Source organism: Bacillus sp. L75, assembly GCF_003676355.1.
Lineage (GTDB): Bacteria > Bacillota > Bacilli > Bacillales > Bacillaceae > Bacillus > Bacillus velezensis.
In genome coordinates this window covers 260,151-277,995 of the sequence record NZ_ML064902.1, presented here as the reverse complement: position 1 = coordinate 277,995, position 17,845 = coordinate 260,151, and the positions used below count along the sequence as shown (strand labels likewise).

15 protein-coding genes are annotated in these 17,845 nt (G+C 46.1%); all 15 read left to right on the top strand.

The annotated features are described in order from the left end of the window. Positions 1 to 3: 3 nt before the first annotated feature. The 15 genes from dapA to D5S11_RS04530 all read left to right on the top strand — a co-directional run bounded on the left by dapA (position 4) and on the right by D5S11_RS04530 (position 17,818). A complete protein-coding gene (gene dapA, locus D5S11_RS04600; RefSeq protein ID WP_108724971.1) occupies positions 4 to 873 on the top strand; it encodes a 4-hydroxy-tetrahydrodipicolinate synthase in 870 nt (289 codons plus the stop codon). Positions 874 to 1,051: 178 nt separating this feature from the next. Next, a complete protein-coding gene (gene rnjB / locus D5S11_RS04595; RefSeq protein ID WP_007409811.1) occupies positions 1,052 to 2,719 on the top strand; it encodes a ribonuclease J2 in 1,668 nt (555 codons plus the stop codon). Between the two features lie 115 nt (positions 2,720 to 2,834). Then, positions 2,835 to 3,572: a ClpP family protease gene (locus D5S11_RS04590; RefSeq protein ID WP_040238970.1), complete on the top strand. Its 738-nt coding sequence runs from the start codon at positions 2,835 to 2,837 to the stop codon at positions 3,570 to 3,572. After that, positions 3,569 to 3,778, top strand: a complete 210-nt coding sequence (locus D5S11_RS04585) for a YlzJ-like family protein (RefSeq protein ID WP_003154161.1) — start codon at positions 3,569 to 3,571, stop codon at positions 3,776 to 3,778. The genes D5S11_RS04590 and D5S11_RS04585 overlap by 4 nt, the downstream gene beginning before the upstream one ends. A gap of 135 nt (positions 3,779 to 3,913) precedes the next feature. Further along, the gene (locus D5S11_RS04580) at positions 3,914 to 6,274 is read left to right on the top strand and encodes an FtsK/SpoIIIE family DNA translocase (RefSeq protein WP_038463873.1); all 2,361 of its coding nucleotides are present in this window, start codon (positions 3,914 to 3,916) and stop codon (positions 6,272 to 6,274) included. Positions 6,275 to 6,399: 125 nt separating this feature from the next. Next, a complete protein-coding gene (locus tag D5S11_RS04575; RefSeq protein ID WP_007409813.1) occupies positions 6,400 to 7,125 on the top strand; it encodes a GntR family transcriptional regulator in 726 nt (241 codons plus the stop codon). 111 nt (positions 7,126 to 7,236) lie between these two features. Next, complete coding sequence (gene bcbE / locus D5S11_RS04570) at positions 7,237 to 8,466, top strand: bacillibactin exporter BcbE (protein WP_007409814.1); 1,230 nt, start codon at positions 7,237 to 7,239, stop codon at positions 8,464 to 8,466. Positions 8,467 to 8,572: 106 nt separating this feature from the next. Then, the gene (locus tag D5S11_RS04565) at positions 8,573 to 9,028 is read left to right on the top strand and encodes a MarR family winged helix-turn-helix transcriptional regulator (protein WP_003154157.1); all 456 of its coding nucleotides are present in this window, start codon (positions 8,573 to 8,575) and stop codon (positions 9,026 to 9,028) included. Continuing rightward, positions 9,028 to 12,147: an MMPL family transporter gene (locus tag D5S11_RS04560; protein ID WP_108724970.1), complete on the top strand. Its 3,120-nt coding sequence runs from the start codon at positions 9,028 to 9,030 to the stop codon at positions 12,145 to 12,147. Before D5S11_RS04565 ends, D5S11_RS04560 begins: the two co-directional genes overlap by 1 nt. A gap of 152 nt (positions 12,148 to 12,299) precedes the next feature. Continuing rightward, on the top strand, positions 12,300 to 13,580 hold the full coding sequence (yfmF, locus tag D5S11_RS04555; protein WP_012117578.1) for an EF-P 5-aminopentanol modification-associated protein YfmF: 1,281 nt from the start codon (positions 12,300 to 12,302) through the stop codon (positions 13,578 to 13,580). After that, the gene (gene yfmH / locus D5S11_RS04550; RefSeq protein WP_108724969.1) at positions 13,577 to 14,863 is read left to right on the top strand and encodes an EF-P 5-aminopentanol modification-associated protein YfmH; all 1,287 of its coding nucleotides are present in this window, start codon (positions 13,577 to 13,579) and stop codon (positions 14,861 to 14,863) included. The genes yfmF and yfmH overlap by 4 nt, the downstream gene beginning before the upstream one ends. 59 nt (positions 14,864 to 14,922) lie before the next feature. Next, complete coding sequence (gene ymfI, locus D5S11_RS04545) at positions 14,923 to 15,651, top strand: elongation factor P 5-aminopentanone reductase (RefSeq protein ID WP_038463882.1); 729 nt, start codon at positions 14,923 to 14,925, stop codon at positions 15,649 to 15,651. Positions 15,652 to 15,726: 75 nt separating this feature from the next. Next, positions 15,727 to 15,984, top strand: coding sequence for a DUF3243 domain-containing protein (locus D5S11_RS04540; RefSeq protein WP_003154150.1), 258 nt, complete (start codon positions 15,727 to 15,729; stop codon positions 15,982 to 15,984). A gap of 127 nt (positions 15,985 to 16,111) precedes the next feature. After that, complete coding sequence (locus D5S11_RS04535) at positions 16,112 to 16,903, top strand: DUF3388 domain-containing protein (RefSeq protein WP_007409819.1); 792 nt, start codon at positions 16,112 to 16,114, stop codon at positions 16,901 to 16,903. An 18-nt stretch (positions 16,904 to 16,921) separates the two neighbouring features. After that, a complete protein-coding gene (locus tag D5S11_RS04530) occupies positions 16,922 to 17,818 on the top strand; it encodes a helix-turn-helix domain-containing protein (protein WP_007409820.1) in 897 nt (298 codons plus the stop codon). The last annotated feature ends 27 nt before the right edge of the window (positions 17,819 to 17,845 follow it).

Below are 17,845 nucleotides of genomic sequence, written 5' to 3'. Positions count from 1 at the left end.
AAAATGAATGTCGGAAATATATCTACAGCGATGATTACCCCCTTTGACAGTAAAGGGAATGTAGACTTTCAAAAACTGTCTACATTAATCGACTATTTGTTGAAAAACGGCACGGATTCTTTAGTCGTCGCAGGCACGACCGGCGAATCCCCGACACTTTCAACGGAAGAAAAAATTGCACTCTTTGAATTTACAGTCAAAGAAGTGAACGGACGCGTGCCTGTTATTGCGGGTACGGGAAGCAACAATACGAAAGACTCCATTAAACTGACAAAAAAAGCTGAAGAAGCCGGCGTCGATTGCGTTATGCTTGTCACGCCGTATTATAATAAGCCTTCCCAAGAGGGGATGTACCGTCATTTTAAAGCCATAGCTGAAGAAACGTCTCTTCCTGTGATGCTTTACAACGTGCCGGGCAGAACGGTCGCTTCGCTTGCGCCGGAAACGGCCATCAGACTTGCGGAGATTCCGAATATCTCTGCGATTAAAGAAGCGAGCGGCGATCTTGATGCCATTACGAAAATCATTGCCGAAACACCGGAAGATTTTTACGTCTATTCAGGTGATGACGGGTTAACGCTTCCTATTCTCGCAGTCGGCGGAAGAGGAGTCGTGTCAGTGGCCAGCCATATCGTAGGTTCTGACATGCAGCAGATGATTAAAAACTATACGAACGGGCAGACGGCAACCGCGGCAATGATTCATCAGAAGCTTCTGCCGATCATGAAGGAGCTCTTTAAAGCGCCTAATCCGGCTCCGGTCAAAACGGCGCTACAGCTGAAAGGCCTTGATGTCGGATCTGTGCGTCTTCCTCTTATCCCGCTGAATGAAGATGAACGTCTGAGCCTGAGCAGCGTCATCAGCGAACTGTAAGAAAAAATTTATACAGTTAAAATACGCGGTCATTCTCATTTTTATCGTGAGTTTGACCGTTTTGTATACATATTGGTTTTCCCTAAACCTTCCGCTTCTTCTTGTTTTCTAAAATTGATATCAGTTATAATAGGAACAAGTGATGATGGACGGGTATGAGACTAGGAGGATACAGATTTTGAAAAAGAAAAATACAGAAAACGTCAGAATTATCGCCCTTGGCGGCGTTGGAGAAATTGGGAAGAACCTATATGTCATTGAAATTGACTCAGACATATTTGTAGTGGATGCAGGGCTGATGCACCCTGAAAATGAAATGCTCGGTATTGATGTCGTCATTCCGGATATTTCCTACTTAGTAGAACGGGCTGACCGCGTGAAGGCCATCTTTCTGACACACGGGCACGATGAAAACATCGGGGGCGTCTTTTATTTATTGAATAAGCTGTCGGTGCCGGTATACGGAACGAAGCTTACGCTTGCATTACTGAGAGAAAAACTCAAGCAGTACGGGCATAATCGAAAAGCTGATTTGCGTGAAGTTCACTCTAAATCAGTCATTACATTTGAATCAACGAAAGTATCGTTCTTTAAAACGATTCACAGTATTCCGGATTCAGTGGGAGTCAGCTTCAAAACATCACTTGGCTCTATTGTATGCACGGGAGACTTTAAATTTGACCAGACGCCTGCTTATCACCAATCATGTGATATTGGCGAAATTGCCAAAATCGGAAACAGCGGCGTGCTCGCCCTGCTTTCTGACAGCGCCAATGCGGAGCGCCCGGGGTATACTCCGTCCGAAGCATATGTAAGCGGTGAAATTTCCGATGCGATGAACAATTCAGAAAACCGTGTCATCATTGCTGTATTCGCGTCTAATATCAACCGGATCCAGCAAGTGATACAGGCTGCCGTCCAGAACGGCCGCAAACTTGCAATCGCCGGAAAAAATCTGCAAAACGTGCTTCAGCTTGGGCGCAAGCTCGGCTATATTGAAGCCGAAGATGAAATGTTTATTCCTGTGCAGGATGTGAAAAAATATCCGAAGCGGGAAGTGGCAATTGTTACAGCCGGAAGCCATGGTGAGCCGCTGGCCGCTCTTACGCGGATGGCCAAGCAGGCGCACAAGCAGCTTAACATTGAAGAAGGAGACACCGTTGTCATTGCATCAACACCGATTCCGGGGCATGAATTGATATATTCCAAAACCGTCAACCTGCTTGCCCGCGCCGGCGCTCAAGTCATTTTCGCCCAAAAGCGCGTGCATGTGTCCGGTCACGGTTCGCAGGAAGAATTGAAACTCATGCTTAATTTGCTGAAACCGAAATATTTAATTCCGGTTAACGGTGAATTCAGAATGCAAAAAGCGCATTCCAAAATCGCAGAAGAGATCGGCATGAAACGCAGCGACATTTTCTTGATTGAAAAAGGTGACGTCGTTGAATTCCGCGGCCAGAATGTGAAAATCGGGGATAAAGTCACGTACGGAAACGTTCTGATTGACGGCCTCGGAGTCGGCGACATCGGCAACATCGTGCTGAGAGACCGCCGCTTATTGTCACAAGACGGCATTCTCATCGTCGTGATTTCACTCGATAAGCAGAAAAAGAACCTCGTATCAGGTCCTGAGATCATTACGCGCGGTTTCGTGTATGTCAGAGAATCAGAGGGTCTAATTGTACAAGCTACTGAGCTCGTCCGCTCTATCGTGACTGAAGCGACGGAAACATCTGCCGTAGAATGGTCCACGCTGAAACAAGCAATGCGTGATGCGCTGAATCAATTCCTTTATGAAAAAACAAAACGCAAGCCGATGATCATTCCGATCATTATGGAAGTATAATGTATACAAAGCCGGAGCGCATGATGCTCCGGCTTTGTTTTTGTTCATGTCCCGGATGGAAATCATCATCTTTGTTCATAATACAAAGAGACATTCGGAAAGGGTGAAAGATAAAATGGATCATCGTATGGAAAACACCGAAGAACAGCAGCCCGAAAAATCAGATGCGAAAGACAGCATTATGAGCAAAATTCAGCAGCTGGGAGAGACATCTCTGCCGCAAATGTCCCAAGATAGCAATATTCACTGCCTGACGATCATCGGCCAAATTGAGGGGCACGTCCAGCTCCCGCCGCAAAATAAAACAACCAAATATGAACACGTCATTCCGCAAATCGTCGCCATTGAGCAAAATCCGAAAATCGAAGGACTTCTGATCATCTTAAACACCGTCGGAGGCGATGTGGAAGCGGGGCTTGCGATTGCGGAAATGCTCGCATCCTTATCAAAACCGACCGTCTCAATCGTACTCGGCGGGGGACACTCGATAGGTGTGCCGATCGCCGTGTCATGTGATCATAGTTTTATCGCGGAAACAGCGACTATGACCATTCACCCCGTTCGGCTTACAGGTCTGGTTATCGGGGTTCCGCAAACATTTGAATACTTGGACAAAATGCAGGAGCGGGTCGTCAACTTTGTGACCCATCATTCAAATATTTCCGAAGAAAAATTCAAAGAGCTGATGTTTTCAAAAGGAAACTTAACCAGGGACATCGGGACGAACGTAGTCGGGAAAGATGCGGCTGATTACGGATTAATTGATGCCGTGGGCGGCGTCGGACAGGCGATAAAAAAGCTGAATCAGCTGATTGAGGAACGAAAGGGCGAGGAAGGAAGGATGATTCAATGATCCTTTATACCGTCATGCCCCAAGAAGTCGTTTACGGTCAGGATATAGAGCAAAGCGTGCATGAACAGGTAGATTACGCCGGCGTGCCGCTGCTAGTTGAGATGAAGGGAAATGAAGCTGAAGTCGTACAGATTTTAAGTACGAACCCGATGGATTTTCTGAATCCGGACATCGCTCCGGGACAAAAAATCAAGCTGAAAATCTAACCGGCATTCAGTCCGTTTCTCGGGGGGCAAAATATGCTATAATAGGGGAATCCTACAGAAAAATGCAGCCGGCAAAAGGCTGCTTTTCTTCATGATGTATGATTTTACATTTTTTAACGCAGTAAGGTGATGAGTGTGGCAAAGAAAAAACGGAAATCTAAAAAGAAACAAGAGAGTAAGCTCAATCTAAAATACGAACTAAGCGGACTGCTCTGTGTTGCAATCTCAATTATTGCTGTTTTGCAGCTCGGCGTTGTGGGACAGACATTTGTGTACTTGTTCCGTTTTTTTGCCGGAGAGTGGTTTATTTTATGCTTAATTGCGCTCTTCCTTCTCGGAATTTCGCTGTTTTGGAAAAAGAAGAGTCCAAGCCTTTTAACGAGAAGAAAGGCAGGGCTGTACTGTATTATCGCCAGTATATTGCTGCTGTCTCACGTGCAGCTCTTTAAAAATCTGTCTCATCACGGGTCGATTCGGTCGGCAAGTGTCATCGGCAACACGTGGGAGCTGTTTATGATTGACATGAAACAGCAGGCTGCTTCCCCTGATTTGGGCGGCGGCATGATCGGCGCGGTACTGTTTGCAGCTTCCCACTTTTTATTTGCATCAACGGGTTCACAAATCATGGCGATCGTGCTGATCTTAATGGGGCTGATTCTTGTAACGGGCCGTTCACTGCAGGAAACGCTCAAAAAGTGGACGAGCCCCGTCGGCCGGTTTATCCGCAGTCAATGGCAGGCATTTCTTGAGGATATGAAAACGGTCAGAACGAACATGTCTTCGCCGAAAACAAAAACAAAATCGGGCAAAAAACAAAAACGGGTTCAAAAGAAAAAAGAAGAGCCTGAACCGGAGGAAGAGGATGAGGAAATCATTTCGCCGATCATCCATTCAGAGCCGATTATTTCAAGCTTTTCAGACCGTCAGGAAGAGCCCGCCGAACCGCTGATTCCGGAAAAAACGCAGGAGGCTGCACAAGCGGCAAAAGATGAGCCTTCCGGCGGCGCTCAAGACAGTGGCGAAACGGCTGCGGCTCCGCCGATGACGTTTACAGAGCTTGAAAATAAAGATTATCAAATGCCTTCACTGGACATACTGGCTGACCCGAAACATACCGGCCAGCAGACCGATAAGAAAAACATTTACGAGAATGCAAGAAAACTCGAACGGACTTTTCAAAGCTTCGGGGTAAAGGCGAAAGTGACGCAGGTTCATCTCGGTCCGGCGGTCACAAAATATGAGGTGTATCCGGACGTCGGGGTCAAAGTCAGTAAAATCGTGAATCTGAGCGATGACCTCGCGCTCGCGCTTGCCGCGAAGGATATCCGGATCGAAGCGCCGATTCCGGGTAAATCGGCAATCGGCATCGAGGTGCCCAATGCTGAAGTTGCGATGGTTTCGTTAAAAGAAGTGCTTGAATCCAAGCTCAATGACAAGCCGGACGCGAAGCTTCTGATCGGCTTGGGACGAAATATTTCCGGGGAAGCCGTGCTTGCCGAACTGAACAAAATGCCCCACCTGCTCGTAGCGGGGGCAACGGGAAGCGGAAAAAGCGTCTGTGTCAACGGTATTATTACGAGCATTCTGATGAGGGCCAAACCGCATGAAGTGAAGATGATGATGATTGACCCGAAAATGGTTGAGCTGAATGTGTATAACGGCATTCCTCATCTGCTTGCGCCGGTCGTGACAGATCCGAAAAAGGCCTCGCAGGCTTTGAAAAAGGTCGTCAATGAGATGGAGCGCCGCTATGAGCTGTTCTCCCATACGGGTACGAGAAATATAGAAGGCTATAACGATCATATTAAGCGGTCAAATGCCGAAGAAGAAGTCAAGCAGCCTGAGCTGCCGTACATCGTCGTCATCGTTGACGAGCTTGCCGATCTGATGATGGTCGCTTCTTCCGACGTGGAAGATTCAATTACGAGACTTTCACAGATGGCGCGGGCGGCGGGAATTCATTTGATTATCGCGACACAGCGGCCTTCAGTCGACGTTATTACCGGTGTTATTAAAGCCAACATCCCGTCAAGAATCGCCTTCAGTGTCTCCTCTCAGACCGATTCACGGACGATTTTAGACATGGGCGGCGCTGAAAAGCTTCTGGGGCGCGGAGACATGCTGTTTCTGCCTGTAGGCGCAAATAAGCCGGTGCGTGTGCAAGGGGCATTCTTATCCGATGAAGAGGTTGAGCATGTCGTTGATCATGTCATTACGCAGCAAAAAGCGCAGTACCAAGAAGAGATGATTCCGGAAGAAGTTTCGGAAACACACAGTGAAGTAACGGATGATCTCTATGACGAAGCGGTCGATTTGATTATCGGCATGCAGACGGCATCAGTCTCCATGCTCCAAAGGCGGTTCAGAATCGGATATACGAGAGCTGCCCGTCTGATTGACGCAATGGAGGAACGGGGCGTCGTCGGGCCGTATGAAGGAAGCAAACCGAGGGAAGTACTATTATCTAAGGAACAATATGATGAGCTCTCTTCTTAAAAAGGAGAGAGTTTTCACTGAAAATGATATCACCCAAAATCATTCCTATTTATTTTTTTATTAAAACATGATATAGTTGTCCCAATTGTTCAATAATTTATGAAAGTGGTTTACGGAGGGGAAACATGTCTACAAAAGCTGACAATCGTCACTTGTATCTAAAAGTGATTGAGCGAATCAAAGAGGATATACAAAACGGAATTTACACCGAAAAGGAAAAGCTTCCTTCTGAATTTGAGCTTTCAAAATCAATGGGTGTCAGCCGGGCAACTCTGCGTGAAGCTTTGCGTATCCTTGAAGAGGAGCATGTGATTATCAGAAGGCACGGTGTGGGCACTTTCGTCCATACAAAACCGCTGTTTCTTTCAGGTATTGAACAGCTCAACAGCGTGACGAAAACGATTCAGCAGGCGAACATGGTGCCGGGTACGATTTTTTTGTCGTCTCAGGTCATCACGCCGTCTGATGAAGATATCGCTAGATTCCGGCTTGAGCCTGAGCAGGAGCTTTTTTATTTGGAACGCGTGAGAACGGCAAGCGGCACTCCGGTCGTTTACTGTTTAGATACGATTCCGATGCACATTCTGCCGAATTCTTTCTGTCATGAACAGGAGTCTATTTTTGATCTTTTGGAAAAAAACTCCGGGTCTGTAATCAGCTATGCCGTTGCTGATATCGAACCGATCGGATATCACGATACGATTTCACCGGTTTTGGAATGCGAGCCGGAGACGGCGCTTTTATTGCTGAAGCAAACCCACTATAATCAGAATGATGAACCTGTGCTGTATTCATTAAATTATTTCCGGGCTGATAAGTTCAGTTTTCATGTTGTAAGAAAACGTTTTTAAGACAGACGCGTCATGTGTCTGTTTTTTTATTTGCCGTTTCAGTACATACTTTGTTTTCTGCAAGGCACAATAAAACAGGAAACAACCAAGTATAGTGAATGGGTGAATAAGTTGAGTAAGAAGAAAAATGGAACGAAAAATATCATTGCTCTGGCTTCTGTACCGCTCGTGATGACACTCGGGAATTCCATGCTGATTCCTGTGCTTCCGATGATTGAAAAGAAGCTGTCCATATCGTCTTTTCAAGTATCGTTAATTATAACGGTCTATTCGATTGTGGCGATTATTTGTATTCCGATTGCCGGATATCTGTCCGATAAATTCGGAAGAAAAAAGGTTCTTCTGCCTTGTCTTCTCATAGCCGGTGCGGGCGGAGCGCTTGCCGCGATAGCTTCCACCGCGTTCAAGCATCCTTATCCCATTATCTTGGCGGGGCGGGTGCTGCAGGGAATCGGTTCGGCAGGGGCGGCTCCTGTAGTGATGCCGTTTATCGGTGATTTATTCAAAGGGGATGATGAGCGGATTACCGCGGGGCTCGGCGATATTGAGACGTCTAACACTGCCGGGAAAGTAATAAGCCCGATTCTCGGTTCGCTCTTGGCTGCATGGTTTTGGTTTATGCCATTTTGGTTCATTCCGTTTTTTTCGCTCATCAGTTTTTTTCTCGTATTGTTTTTGGTGGCAAAGCCGGAGGAACAAAAAGAAGCGCCTTCTATTTCCGAATTTGTGAAAAATGTCGGCCGCATATTTAAGCGTGACGGACGCTGGCTCTTTACGGTTTTTATCATCGGCTGCGTGATTATGTTTTTGCTGTTCGGGGTTCTTTTTTATTTATCAGACTCACTGGAGAAGAAATACGGCATTGACGGTGTGGCTAAAGGAGCGCTTTTGGCAATCCCGCTTTTATTTCTATCCGTCAGTTCATATATAGCAGGCAGGAAAATCGGAAAAGACCAAGGCAAAATGAAGTTTTGCATCGTTTTCGGAATGAGTGCCGTGACACTGTCGTTTATCGGCCTATGGTGGAATCACAGTTTTTATTTATTATTTATCTTTTTGTGTGTCAGCGGTATCGGTATCGGAATGGCATTGCCGGCTTTAGACGCTGTCATCACAGAAGGCGTAGACAACGAGGAATCGGGAACCATTACCTCATTTTATAACAGCATGCGGTTTATCGGAGTAGCGGCGGGACCGCCGATCTTTGCTGCCCTGATGTCAAATGCAGGCTGGCTGATTTTTATTTTATCCGCTTTTTGCGGCATTGTGTCTGTATTTTTAGCGCTGTTAAATATCTCATCACAAGCAAAAGAAAAAAAGGAATCATTAAAGACGGTGTAATCTGCACTGTCTTTCTTTATTTTATTTTGAAGATTGACATGATACCGTCAAGTCGTTATCCTTTTTAATAGTTAAACATATTAACTATCGGAAGGAGGGGGAAAAGGTGCATGAAGAAAAAGTAAAGCAGCTGATTCAGCGTTATTCCGATGTATACCTGCACGTCTTAAAAAAAATTGACAGCATTATCGCTGAAAAAGTGAACAAAGAACTGACATTGGATCAATATTACATCCTCCGCTATATTATGCTCAATCCCGATTGCAAATCAATTGAACTGGCCGCGGTGTGCCACGTCAATAAAAGCGCCATTACATCTATGACGAACCGCCTGTATGAAAAAGGCTACATCAATAGAGAACGCAGCCAAAGCGACCGCCGGAGCATACTTTTAAATGTCACGGAAAAGGGGACGGAAGTATTTCACCGTGTGGAGCGGCGGATTGAGGAACTCGTCCGATCATATATTATGTATTTTGATGAAGACGAGGCGGAGATGTTCGTGAATACATATGAAAAATTATATCGATTGATGATGACTGAGGAGGATCAGCAGACATAATGAAAAACATTATCCGAGCCCGCTGGATCATCGCCGCGGTGTGGGTCGCCGCAACGGTGATATTTATGCTTACAGCGCCTGATATGGCTGAATTGACACGGGAGAAAGGGCAGATTTCCGTACCGGACGGATATTCCTCTTCTTACGCCCATGAATTGCTTGATGAAATGTCTGATTCCGATGCACCGTCTTCTTCTGCCGTCATCGTATTTCACGAAAAAGGCTTAATGACAGACAAAAAAGATCGTCTGGAAGAAGCCGTCAGCACTTTGTCTGAACATAAAAAAGCGCTTCAGATTAAAACGGTGACTTCATACTTCGGGGAGAAAAATGACGACATTAAAAAACAGCTGCTGTCAAAAGACAGACAAACGATGCTCGTTCAGCTGCAGCTTGATACATCCAAAAACGATATCATCGAAATAAAAAATAAAATTGATAAAGAGCTGAAACCGTACGGCGTATCATACGGCATTACAGGCCAATCGCTGATCGACGAAGATGTGTTAAAAAGCTCACAGGACGGCTTGAAAAAGACTGAATATATAACGGTCGCTTTTATCCTGATCGTGCTGATCCTTGTATTCCGGTCAGTGGTCGCTCCGTTCGTGCCGCTTTTATCAGTATTGATATCTTATTTAGTCAGCCAGTCGATTGTCGCATTTTTAGTCGATCAGCTGAATTTTCCGCTCTCAACTTTTACTCAGATTTTTATGGTTGCGATTATGTTCGGGATCGGCACAGACTACTGCATTCTGCTTCTCAGCAGATTTAAAGAAGAACTGTCGCATGGCGCTGATATAAGAGAAGCGATCGTCGTCACCTACAAAACGGCCGGAAAGACGGTTTTGTACAGCGGCGGTGCGGTGCTGATCGGATTTGCCTGCATCGGATTTGCGACATTTAAGCTGTATCAGTCGGCAGCAGCCGTTGCGGTCGGTGTCGCGGTGCTGCTGCTTGCGCTCATGACGATCGTGCCGTTTTTTATGGCTGTTTTAGGAAAAAGCCTGTTTTGGCCTGTTAAGGGCGATATTTCCCATCCTCAAAGCAAAGCATGGGAAACGTCAGGGCGGTTTTCATTTAAAAGGCCGCTCATCAGTCTTGCAATCGTTGCGGTATTCACCGTCCCGCCTATCCTTCTTTACAAAGGGTCGCTGTCTTACAACAGTCTTGACGAAATCGGGGATAAATATGAATCCGTCCGCGCGTTTCATACGATTTCAGACGCATTCGGCCCAGGAGAACTTCTTCCGGCCACAGTCGTCATCAAAAATGATGAGACATTAAATACCGAAAAACACCTGATTGATATCGAAAAAATCAGCAGAGAACTTGAAAAAACAGAGGGTGTAAAAACGGTCAGAAGCGCCACGCGCCCTGCTGGAAACGGATTGAATCAATTATTTGTCACAAATCAGGCAAAGCAGCTTCAAGAAGGGCTTGATAAAGGCAATACAGGACTTGAAAAAATCACGGACGGATTAGGGCATGCCGCAAAGTCGTTAGCTGATTCACAGCCGCAGATCGAAGAGTCGGGGAAAAGCGTCAATCAGCTTATTGACGGAACATTGTCTCTGAAATCCGGGCTTTCTGATATAGGAGAAAACCTGAATAAACTGCAGGCTGGCGTGAACGAGAATAAAGCCGGCGTCGCCCAGATGAGAAAGCGGATTGAAGAGCAAAAACAAATGCTGACTTCACAGCTCAAACAAAACAGCGGTCTCGCTTCAGAAACGCAAAACGCTTTAAAATTGGTAAAAACCGTCCTGCCGATGAAAGATGAAGCCAGCAGACAGCTTGCCGATTTGAACAAGCAGCTTGCCCGGCTGCCGTTTGCAAAATTGGAAGCGTCAATACCGTCAGTCAAAACCGATCCCTCTTACCAAGAAATCAAATCGGCCTTTACGGGTGTACAGTCAGCCGTTTCCAAGGCAAACGCGGATGCAGAAGCGTTTTCTAAACAGGTCGACAGTCAAAAGGCTCATCTGCAGCAAGCGGAAAAACAATTTGCCCGACTGGCAGCCGCTCAGAAGAAGATTGACACTCAAATTAACGCAATGATCAATGGTCTGACCAGTATTGAAAACGGTCTGCAGCAAGTGTCAGACGGACAGGGGGCTCTCGCGGGACAAATGCCGCGCCTTGAATCGGCGGCAGGACAGCTCGCGGAGGGCCAGAAAAAAATGAAGAGCGGTCTCGGTGATTTTTCTTCCCGGCTCAGCGATCTTTCTTCAGGCCTTAACGATAGTGTGAAAGGGCTTAAGAAAGTATCAAGCGGCATGATGGGGGCGAATGATTACCTGGGTGAGCTTCACAAGGCGTCAGACAAAGAAATGACAGGCTGGTTTGTGCCGAAAGACGCGTTGACAAACAGTGATTTCACAAGCGTGTTTAATACGTACATGTCAGATGACAGAAAAACGACAGAATTGACCGTCGTTCTTGATAACAATCCTTACTCAAATACGGCCATTCAAGATATTCAAGCGATCAAAGCGAGCGTAAAAAGGGCCATTCCGAACACGGATCTGAAGAATGCCTCTTTCGGCGTTTCGGGAGTCTCCAGCATGAATGCCGATCTGAAGGAAGTATCGGCTTCAGACTTCAAACGGACGGCCATGTTTATGCTGGCGGGAATTTTTCTGATTCTCATCGTGATGCTGCGCTCCCTCATTATGCCTGTTTATTTAGTGGCGTCGCTCGTACTGACGTATTTCGCATCCATCGGCGTGACGGAATACATCTTTACACACTTCTTCGGGTATCCGGGCGTAAACTGGGCCGTGCCGTTCTTCGGCTTTGTCATTTTGATGGCTCTTGGCGTGGATTATTCCATCTTTTTAATGGACCGCTTTAATGAGCTTAAAAAAGAAGGAACGGAACCCGCAATGATCAGCAGTATGAAAAATATGGGTTCCGTCATCATTTCTGCGGCGATTATTTTAGCGGGAACCTTTGCGGCCATGCTGCCGTCAGGCGTTCTTTCCTTATTACAGATTGCAACCGTGGTATTAACAGGCCTTCTCATGTACGCAATTGTCGTCCTTCCGTTTTTTGTACCGGTCATGGTGAAAATATTCGGAAGAGCCAACTGGTGGCCTTTCAATTTGAAAAAATAACGCTCAATGCCTCTGCCTGTTTTCGGGCAGAGGTTTTTTTGTTTCCTTATAAATCCTCCAGTTGATATAATTACATCTGCGCACTCTTTTTTGCGAATGCTGAAATTTGGTCATAATACATACTATGAAAGAATGAACGAAGGAGGTTTCACATGACTTACGTAAATGAAATGAAGTCAAAGCACGGCGGGATCACCGCCCACATCGTAAAGACCGAGAAATTTAAAACCGTTTCGCTGACGTTTAAAATGCTGGCTCCTTTAACGAAAGAGCTCGTAACAAAAAGAGCGCTGTTTCCGCATGTGCTTCTGCGCGGAACAGAAAGCCGCCCGAAAACCGCTGATCTGCGGTCTTATTTTGATGAGCTGTACGGCACATCCGTTTCAGCTGATCTGACAAAAAAGGGAGAACGTCATGTCATTACGTTCAGGCTTGAGATTCCTAATGAAAAGTATCTGAAGGACCGCACACCGTTATTGGAAAAAGGCCTTCAGCTTTTATCAGAGCTTGTCTTTTCGCCCGCTTTGGAAAACGGCGCCTTCCTGCCCCTTTATGTCACGCAGGAAAAACGGACGCTGAAACAGCGGATTCAAGCCGTATATGATGATAAGATGAGATATTCTAATCTGCGTCTCGTTCAGGAAATGTGCAAAAGCGAACCGTATGCCCTTCACGTCAACGGCGAGTTCGATGATGTTGAACACATTACACCGCAAGATTTGTATGAAGCCTATCAAAAAGCCATACGCGAAGATCAGCTGGACCTGTACGTCATCGGCGATGTTGATACAGATCAGGTGAAAACGGCCGTTGATACGTATTTTAAAACGGAAGAACGGGAGCTGCAGCCTTTTGAAAGAAGCGCGGCGAATGAACAGCCCGATCCGAAGGAAGTCATTGATGAAGAGGACGTCAAGCAGGGCAAGCTGAATATCGGATTCCGGACCAATACGACATATACAGATCCGGATTATCCGGCATTGCAGGTGTTTAACGGGCTGTTCGGGGGTTTCTCTCATTCAAAGCTGTTTATAAATGTCCGTGAAAAAGCTAGCCTCGCCTATTATGCAGCCTCAAGGGTGGAAAGTTTCAAAGGGCTTTTGATGGTCATGTCGGGCATTGAGGTGAAAAATTACAAGCAGGCCGTCACCATCATTGAAGAACAGTTTCAGGCTATGCAAAACGGTGACTTTTCAGAAGATGATATCGCCCAAACGAAAGCCGTTATTAAAAATCAAGTATTAGAAACCATTGATACGGCATACGGCTTAGCGGAATTTCTGTATCAGCAGGCCTCAGCCCAAGTAGAGATACCGATCGAAAGATTCCTTGACAATATCGAGAAAGTGACAAAAGAGGACATTATCAATGTCGGAAAGAACATTAAGCTGGATACGACTTATTTCTTAAAAGGGACGGGGGGAGCATCTTGACTAAACCGATAAACTTCGAACAGCTTCAGGAAACGCTGTATCATGAAAAAATGGCAAACGGCCTTGATGTCTATGTGCTGCCGAAACAGGGCTTTAATAAAACATACGCCGTGTTTACGACAAAGTACGGTTCCATTGACAATCAATTCGTTCCTTTAAATAAGGAAGAAATGGTACACGTCCCTGACGGAATCGCGCATTTTCTGGAGCATAAACTGTTTGAAAAAGCGGACGGCGACGTGTTTCAGGACTTTAGTAAGCAGGGGGCGTCGGCAAATGCCTTTACATCATTTACACGAACCGCTTATCTGTTCTCCAGTACTTCTAATGTGGAGAAAAACCTGGAAACACTCGTAGACTTTGTTCAGGACCCGTATTTTACGGAAAAATCAGTTGAAAAAGAAAAAGGCATCATCGGCCAGGAAATCAATATGTATGATGATAATCCGGATTGGCGGCTGTTTTTCGGCCTTATCGAAAATATGTATAAAGACCACCCCGTGAAAATTGACATTGCCGGAACGGTGGAGAGCATCTCTCGTATTACGAAAGATCTGCTGTATGAGTGCTACGAAACGTTTTATCACCCGAGCAATATGCTGCTCTTTATCGTCGGTCCCGTAGATCCTGAAGCGGTCATCAGCCAGGTGCGGAAAAACCAGGAGAAAAAGCCGTTTACAGACCAGCCCGAAATCAAACGTGAAGAAGTTCAGGAGCAGGAAGCGGTTTTCCGCCGGGAGCAGGAATTAAAAATGAACGTGCAAGGCTCAAAATGTCTTGTCGGTTTAAAGGCGAAAGACCCTTATAAAACGGGGCGGGGGCTGTTAAAGCACGAGCTCAGCATGAACCTCATGCTTGAATGTCTCTTCGGAAAAAGCTCACCGCATTACGGTGACTTGTACGACAAAGGCTACATTGATGAGACCTTCAGCTTCGATTACACGGCTGAATACGGATTCGGTTTTGCCTCTGTCGGAGGAGATACACCGGAGCCGGATAAGCTCGCTGACGAATTAAAACACATGCTGCTTGATGCGGAATCAGCCGTGACTGCGGAAAAACTTGATCTTGCGAGAAAAAAGAAGATCGGGTCATTCTTAAAAGCGCTCAATTCGCCTGAATATATCGCCAACCAATTCACACGCTACGCCTTTTTAGATATGAGTCTGTTTGATGTCGTAACCGTACTGGAGCAGATTACGCTGGATGACGTAAAGCGGGTCATTGAAGAAGAAATATCAGAAGACAGGCTGACAGTCTGCAAAGTCGTGCCAAAATCATAACAAAAACATCCCTCACGCCCTGAGGGATGTTTTTCTGGGGAAAGAAGGAGTATTGATTGATGAAACAGACAGCGCTCGTAACCGGAGCAAGCGGCGGAATCGGACAAAGTATAAGTGAAGTCCTCGCAAAAAACGGATATGACGTCCTCTTGCATTATCATTCTAATAAGGAAGCCGCACACAGGCTTGCGGAAAGGCTGAGCGCATCATTCGGCGTAAAAGCCTCCGTTATTCAGGCGGATTTGTCCTCACCGGATGGCGCGGAGACACTCAGCCGTTCCGTTAAGCAGCCTGTGGATGCTCTGGTATTAAACAGCGGCAAAAGTCATTTCGGCCTGATTACGGACGTTACGGATGACACGGCGCGGGAGATGGTGCAGCTGCATGTAACGAGTCCGTTTCTTTTGGCGCGTAATCTGATGCCCGGCATGATCCGGAAAAAAAGCGGGGGCATCGTCGCGATCGGTTCCGTCTGGGGAGAAACAGGCGCATCGTGCGAGGTATTATACAGCATGGTCAAGGGAGCGCAGCATTCGTTCGTCAAAGCGCTTGCCAAAGAGCTTGCTCCGAGCGGCGTCCGCGTGAATGCAGTCTCGCCGGGTGCCGTTGATACAAATATGCTTGATCAGTTCACGTCTGATGAAAAAGAAGCGTTGGCAGAGGAAATTCCCGCGGGCCGGCTGGCAAAGCCGGAGGAAATCGCCGAAGCGGCGGCCTTTTTATTATCGGACAAGGCTTCCTATATTACGGGGCATATATTATCCGTAAACGGCGGCTGGCACTGCTGAAAAAAATGTGTGTATAGTTTGCATCTGTACGGACAAAATAATTTTGTAACAACAGATGAAATGGAGGAACCCAACATGTCAGTATTAGAAAACTGGGATAATTGGAAGAATTTCCTTGGCGACAGATTGAACTATGCGCAGGAAAAAGGGATGAGTGATGAAACGATCACTGACCTCGCTACAGAAATCGGCGGTTACCTTGCGAACGAAGTCGACTCGAAAAACCATCAGGAAAAAGTGCTTGCTGATCTTTGGAGCGTTGCTTCTGAAGATGAACAGCGCGCCATCGCAAATATGATGGTGAAGCTTGTTGAAAATAACAGCACTCATTAAGAGGGGGGATTTCTCCTCTCTTTTTTTATGTTTTCCTCTATAGAGCAACATTCTTCTTTCTAATTAGAGAAAAATGTTTTATGATAAAGGAAGGTAAAAATTTGCCACAATGGAGGGGGTATATCATTTGGCAAAGCTCGAATGGTATTTTGAATATGAAATTCAAGTGAACCGCCCCGGCCTGCTCGGGGATATTTCATCTCTTCTCGGGATGCTGTCAATTAATATTGTCACAATTAACGGTGTCGACCTTTCCAGAAGGGGAATGCTGCTCAGATGCCGGCATATAGATCAAATTAAACGATTGGAATCAATTTTAAAAACAATGGAGACCATTAAAGTAACGAAGCTGAGAGAACCGAGGCTTCGCGACCGTCTCGCAGTCCGCCACGGAAGATACATTCAGCGTGATGCCGATGACAAAAAAACCTTCCGTTTTGAAAGGGACGAGCTCGGTCTTCTGGTTGACTTTATGGCCGAGCTGTTTAAAAAAGAAGGACACAAACTGATCGGAATCCGGGGAATGCCGAGGGTCGGAAAAACGGAGTCCATCGTTGCGTCAAGCGTTTGTGCCAGCAAAAGATGGCTTTTCGTATCATCAACGCTGCTAAAACAAACGATCCGGAGCCAGCTGGTTGCCGATGAATACAGCACGGAAAACGTGTTTATCCTCGACGGCATCGTTTCGACAAGACGGGGATCTGAGCGCCATCTTCAGCTCGTCAGTGAAATTATGCGGCTTCCGGCGACAAAGGTCGTGGAGCACCCCGATATTTTTGTTCAAAATTCGGAGTATACGCTCGATGATTTCGATTATATTATCGAACTCAGAAATGATCCTGACGAAGTTATTACATATGAACATGCAGAAGAACCGCAAATATTTGATCAGACCGGTTTTTCAAGCTTTGACTTTTAATATTGGAAGGTGTTTGTTGTGACAGAATTAGCAATCCGGCTTAAAGAAGCCAGAGAGGAAAAAGGGATGTCATTGGATGAACTCCAGGCGGCGACGAAAATTCAGAAAAGATACTTAACCGCTCTGGAAGAAGGCAATTATGACGTCATTCCCGGCAATTTTTATGTGCGGGCGTTTATCAAGCAATACGCTGAAGCTGTCGGGCTTGATTCAGATCAGTTATTTGAAGAATATAAAAAAGACATCCCTAACACGTACCATGACGATGTGTCGGAAAAAATCTCCGGTCTCGCCATGCAAAGGGAGCTTCCTAAGTCCGCTTCAAAGGCGGCGGAATGGCTTCCGACCGTCCTTGTCGTCATCGGTGTCATTATCGTCATCGCGATCATTTATGCGATTATTCAGCTCGGAATGAGCAAATCCGGGCAGACAGATGGAGATAAGGCAGTCACCCAAAGTGAGAGCAAGTATGAGATTCCTAAGGATTCTGCGCTGAAAAACGACGGCAATACAAATGACGAAGCGCAATCTGACAGCAAAAAAGACAAAAAGGACACAAAAGCGTCAGAGCAGAAGAAAGAAAAAAGCAGTGAAAAGACGGAGATCAAAGCGGCCGGAACGGAAGGCTCGGCTTCTTCATACAACGTCTCCGGGGCAGATAAGTATAAGCTTGAACTGATTGCTTCTGACAGCGCATGGATCCGCGTCCGTGATGACAGCGGCGGTTCTTTAAAAGAAGGAACGCTGCAAAAAGGCGAAACCTTTAAAAAAGACGTCACGGATCAAAAGCAGATTGAAATCCGCACGGGCTATGCCCCTAACCTGAAAATTAAAATCAACGGAGAGGTTCTGTCCTATGAACTCAATCCGCATGATGTGATGGCGCAGACCATCACAATCAAGATGAAAAAATAAAAGGGGAAAAGTCATCTGAACGATTAA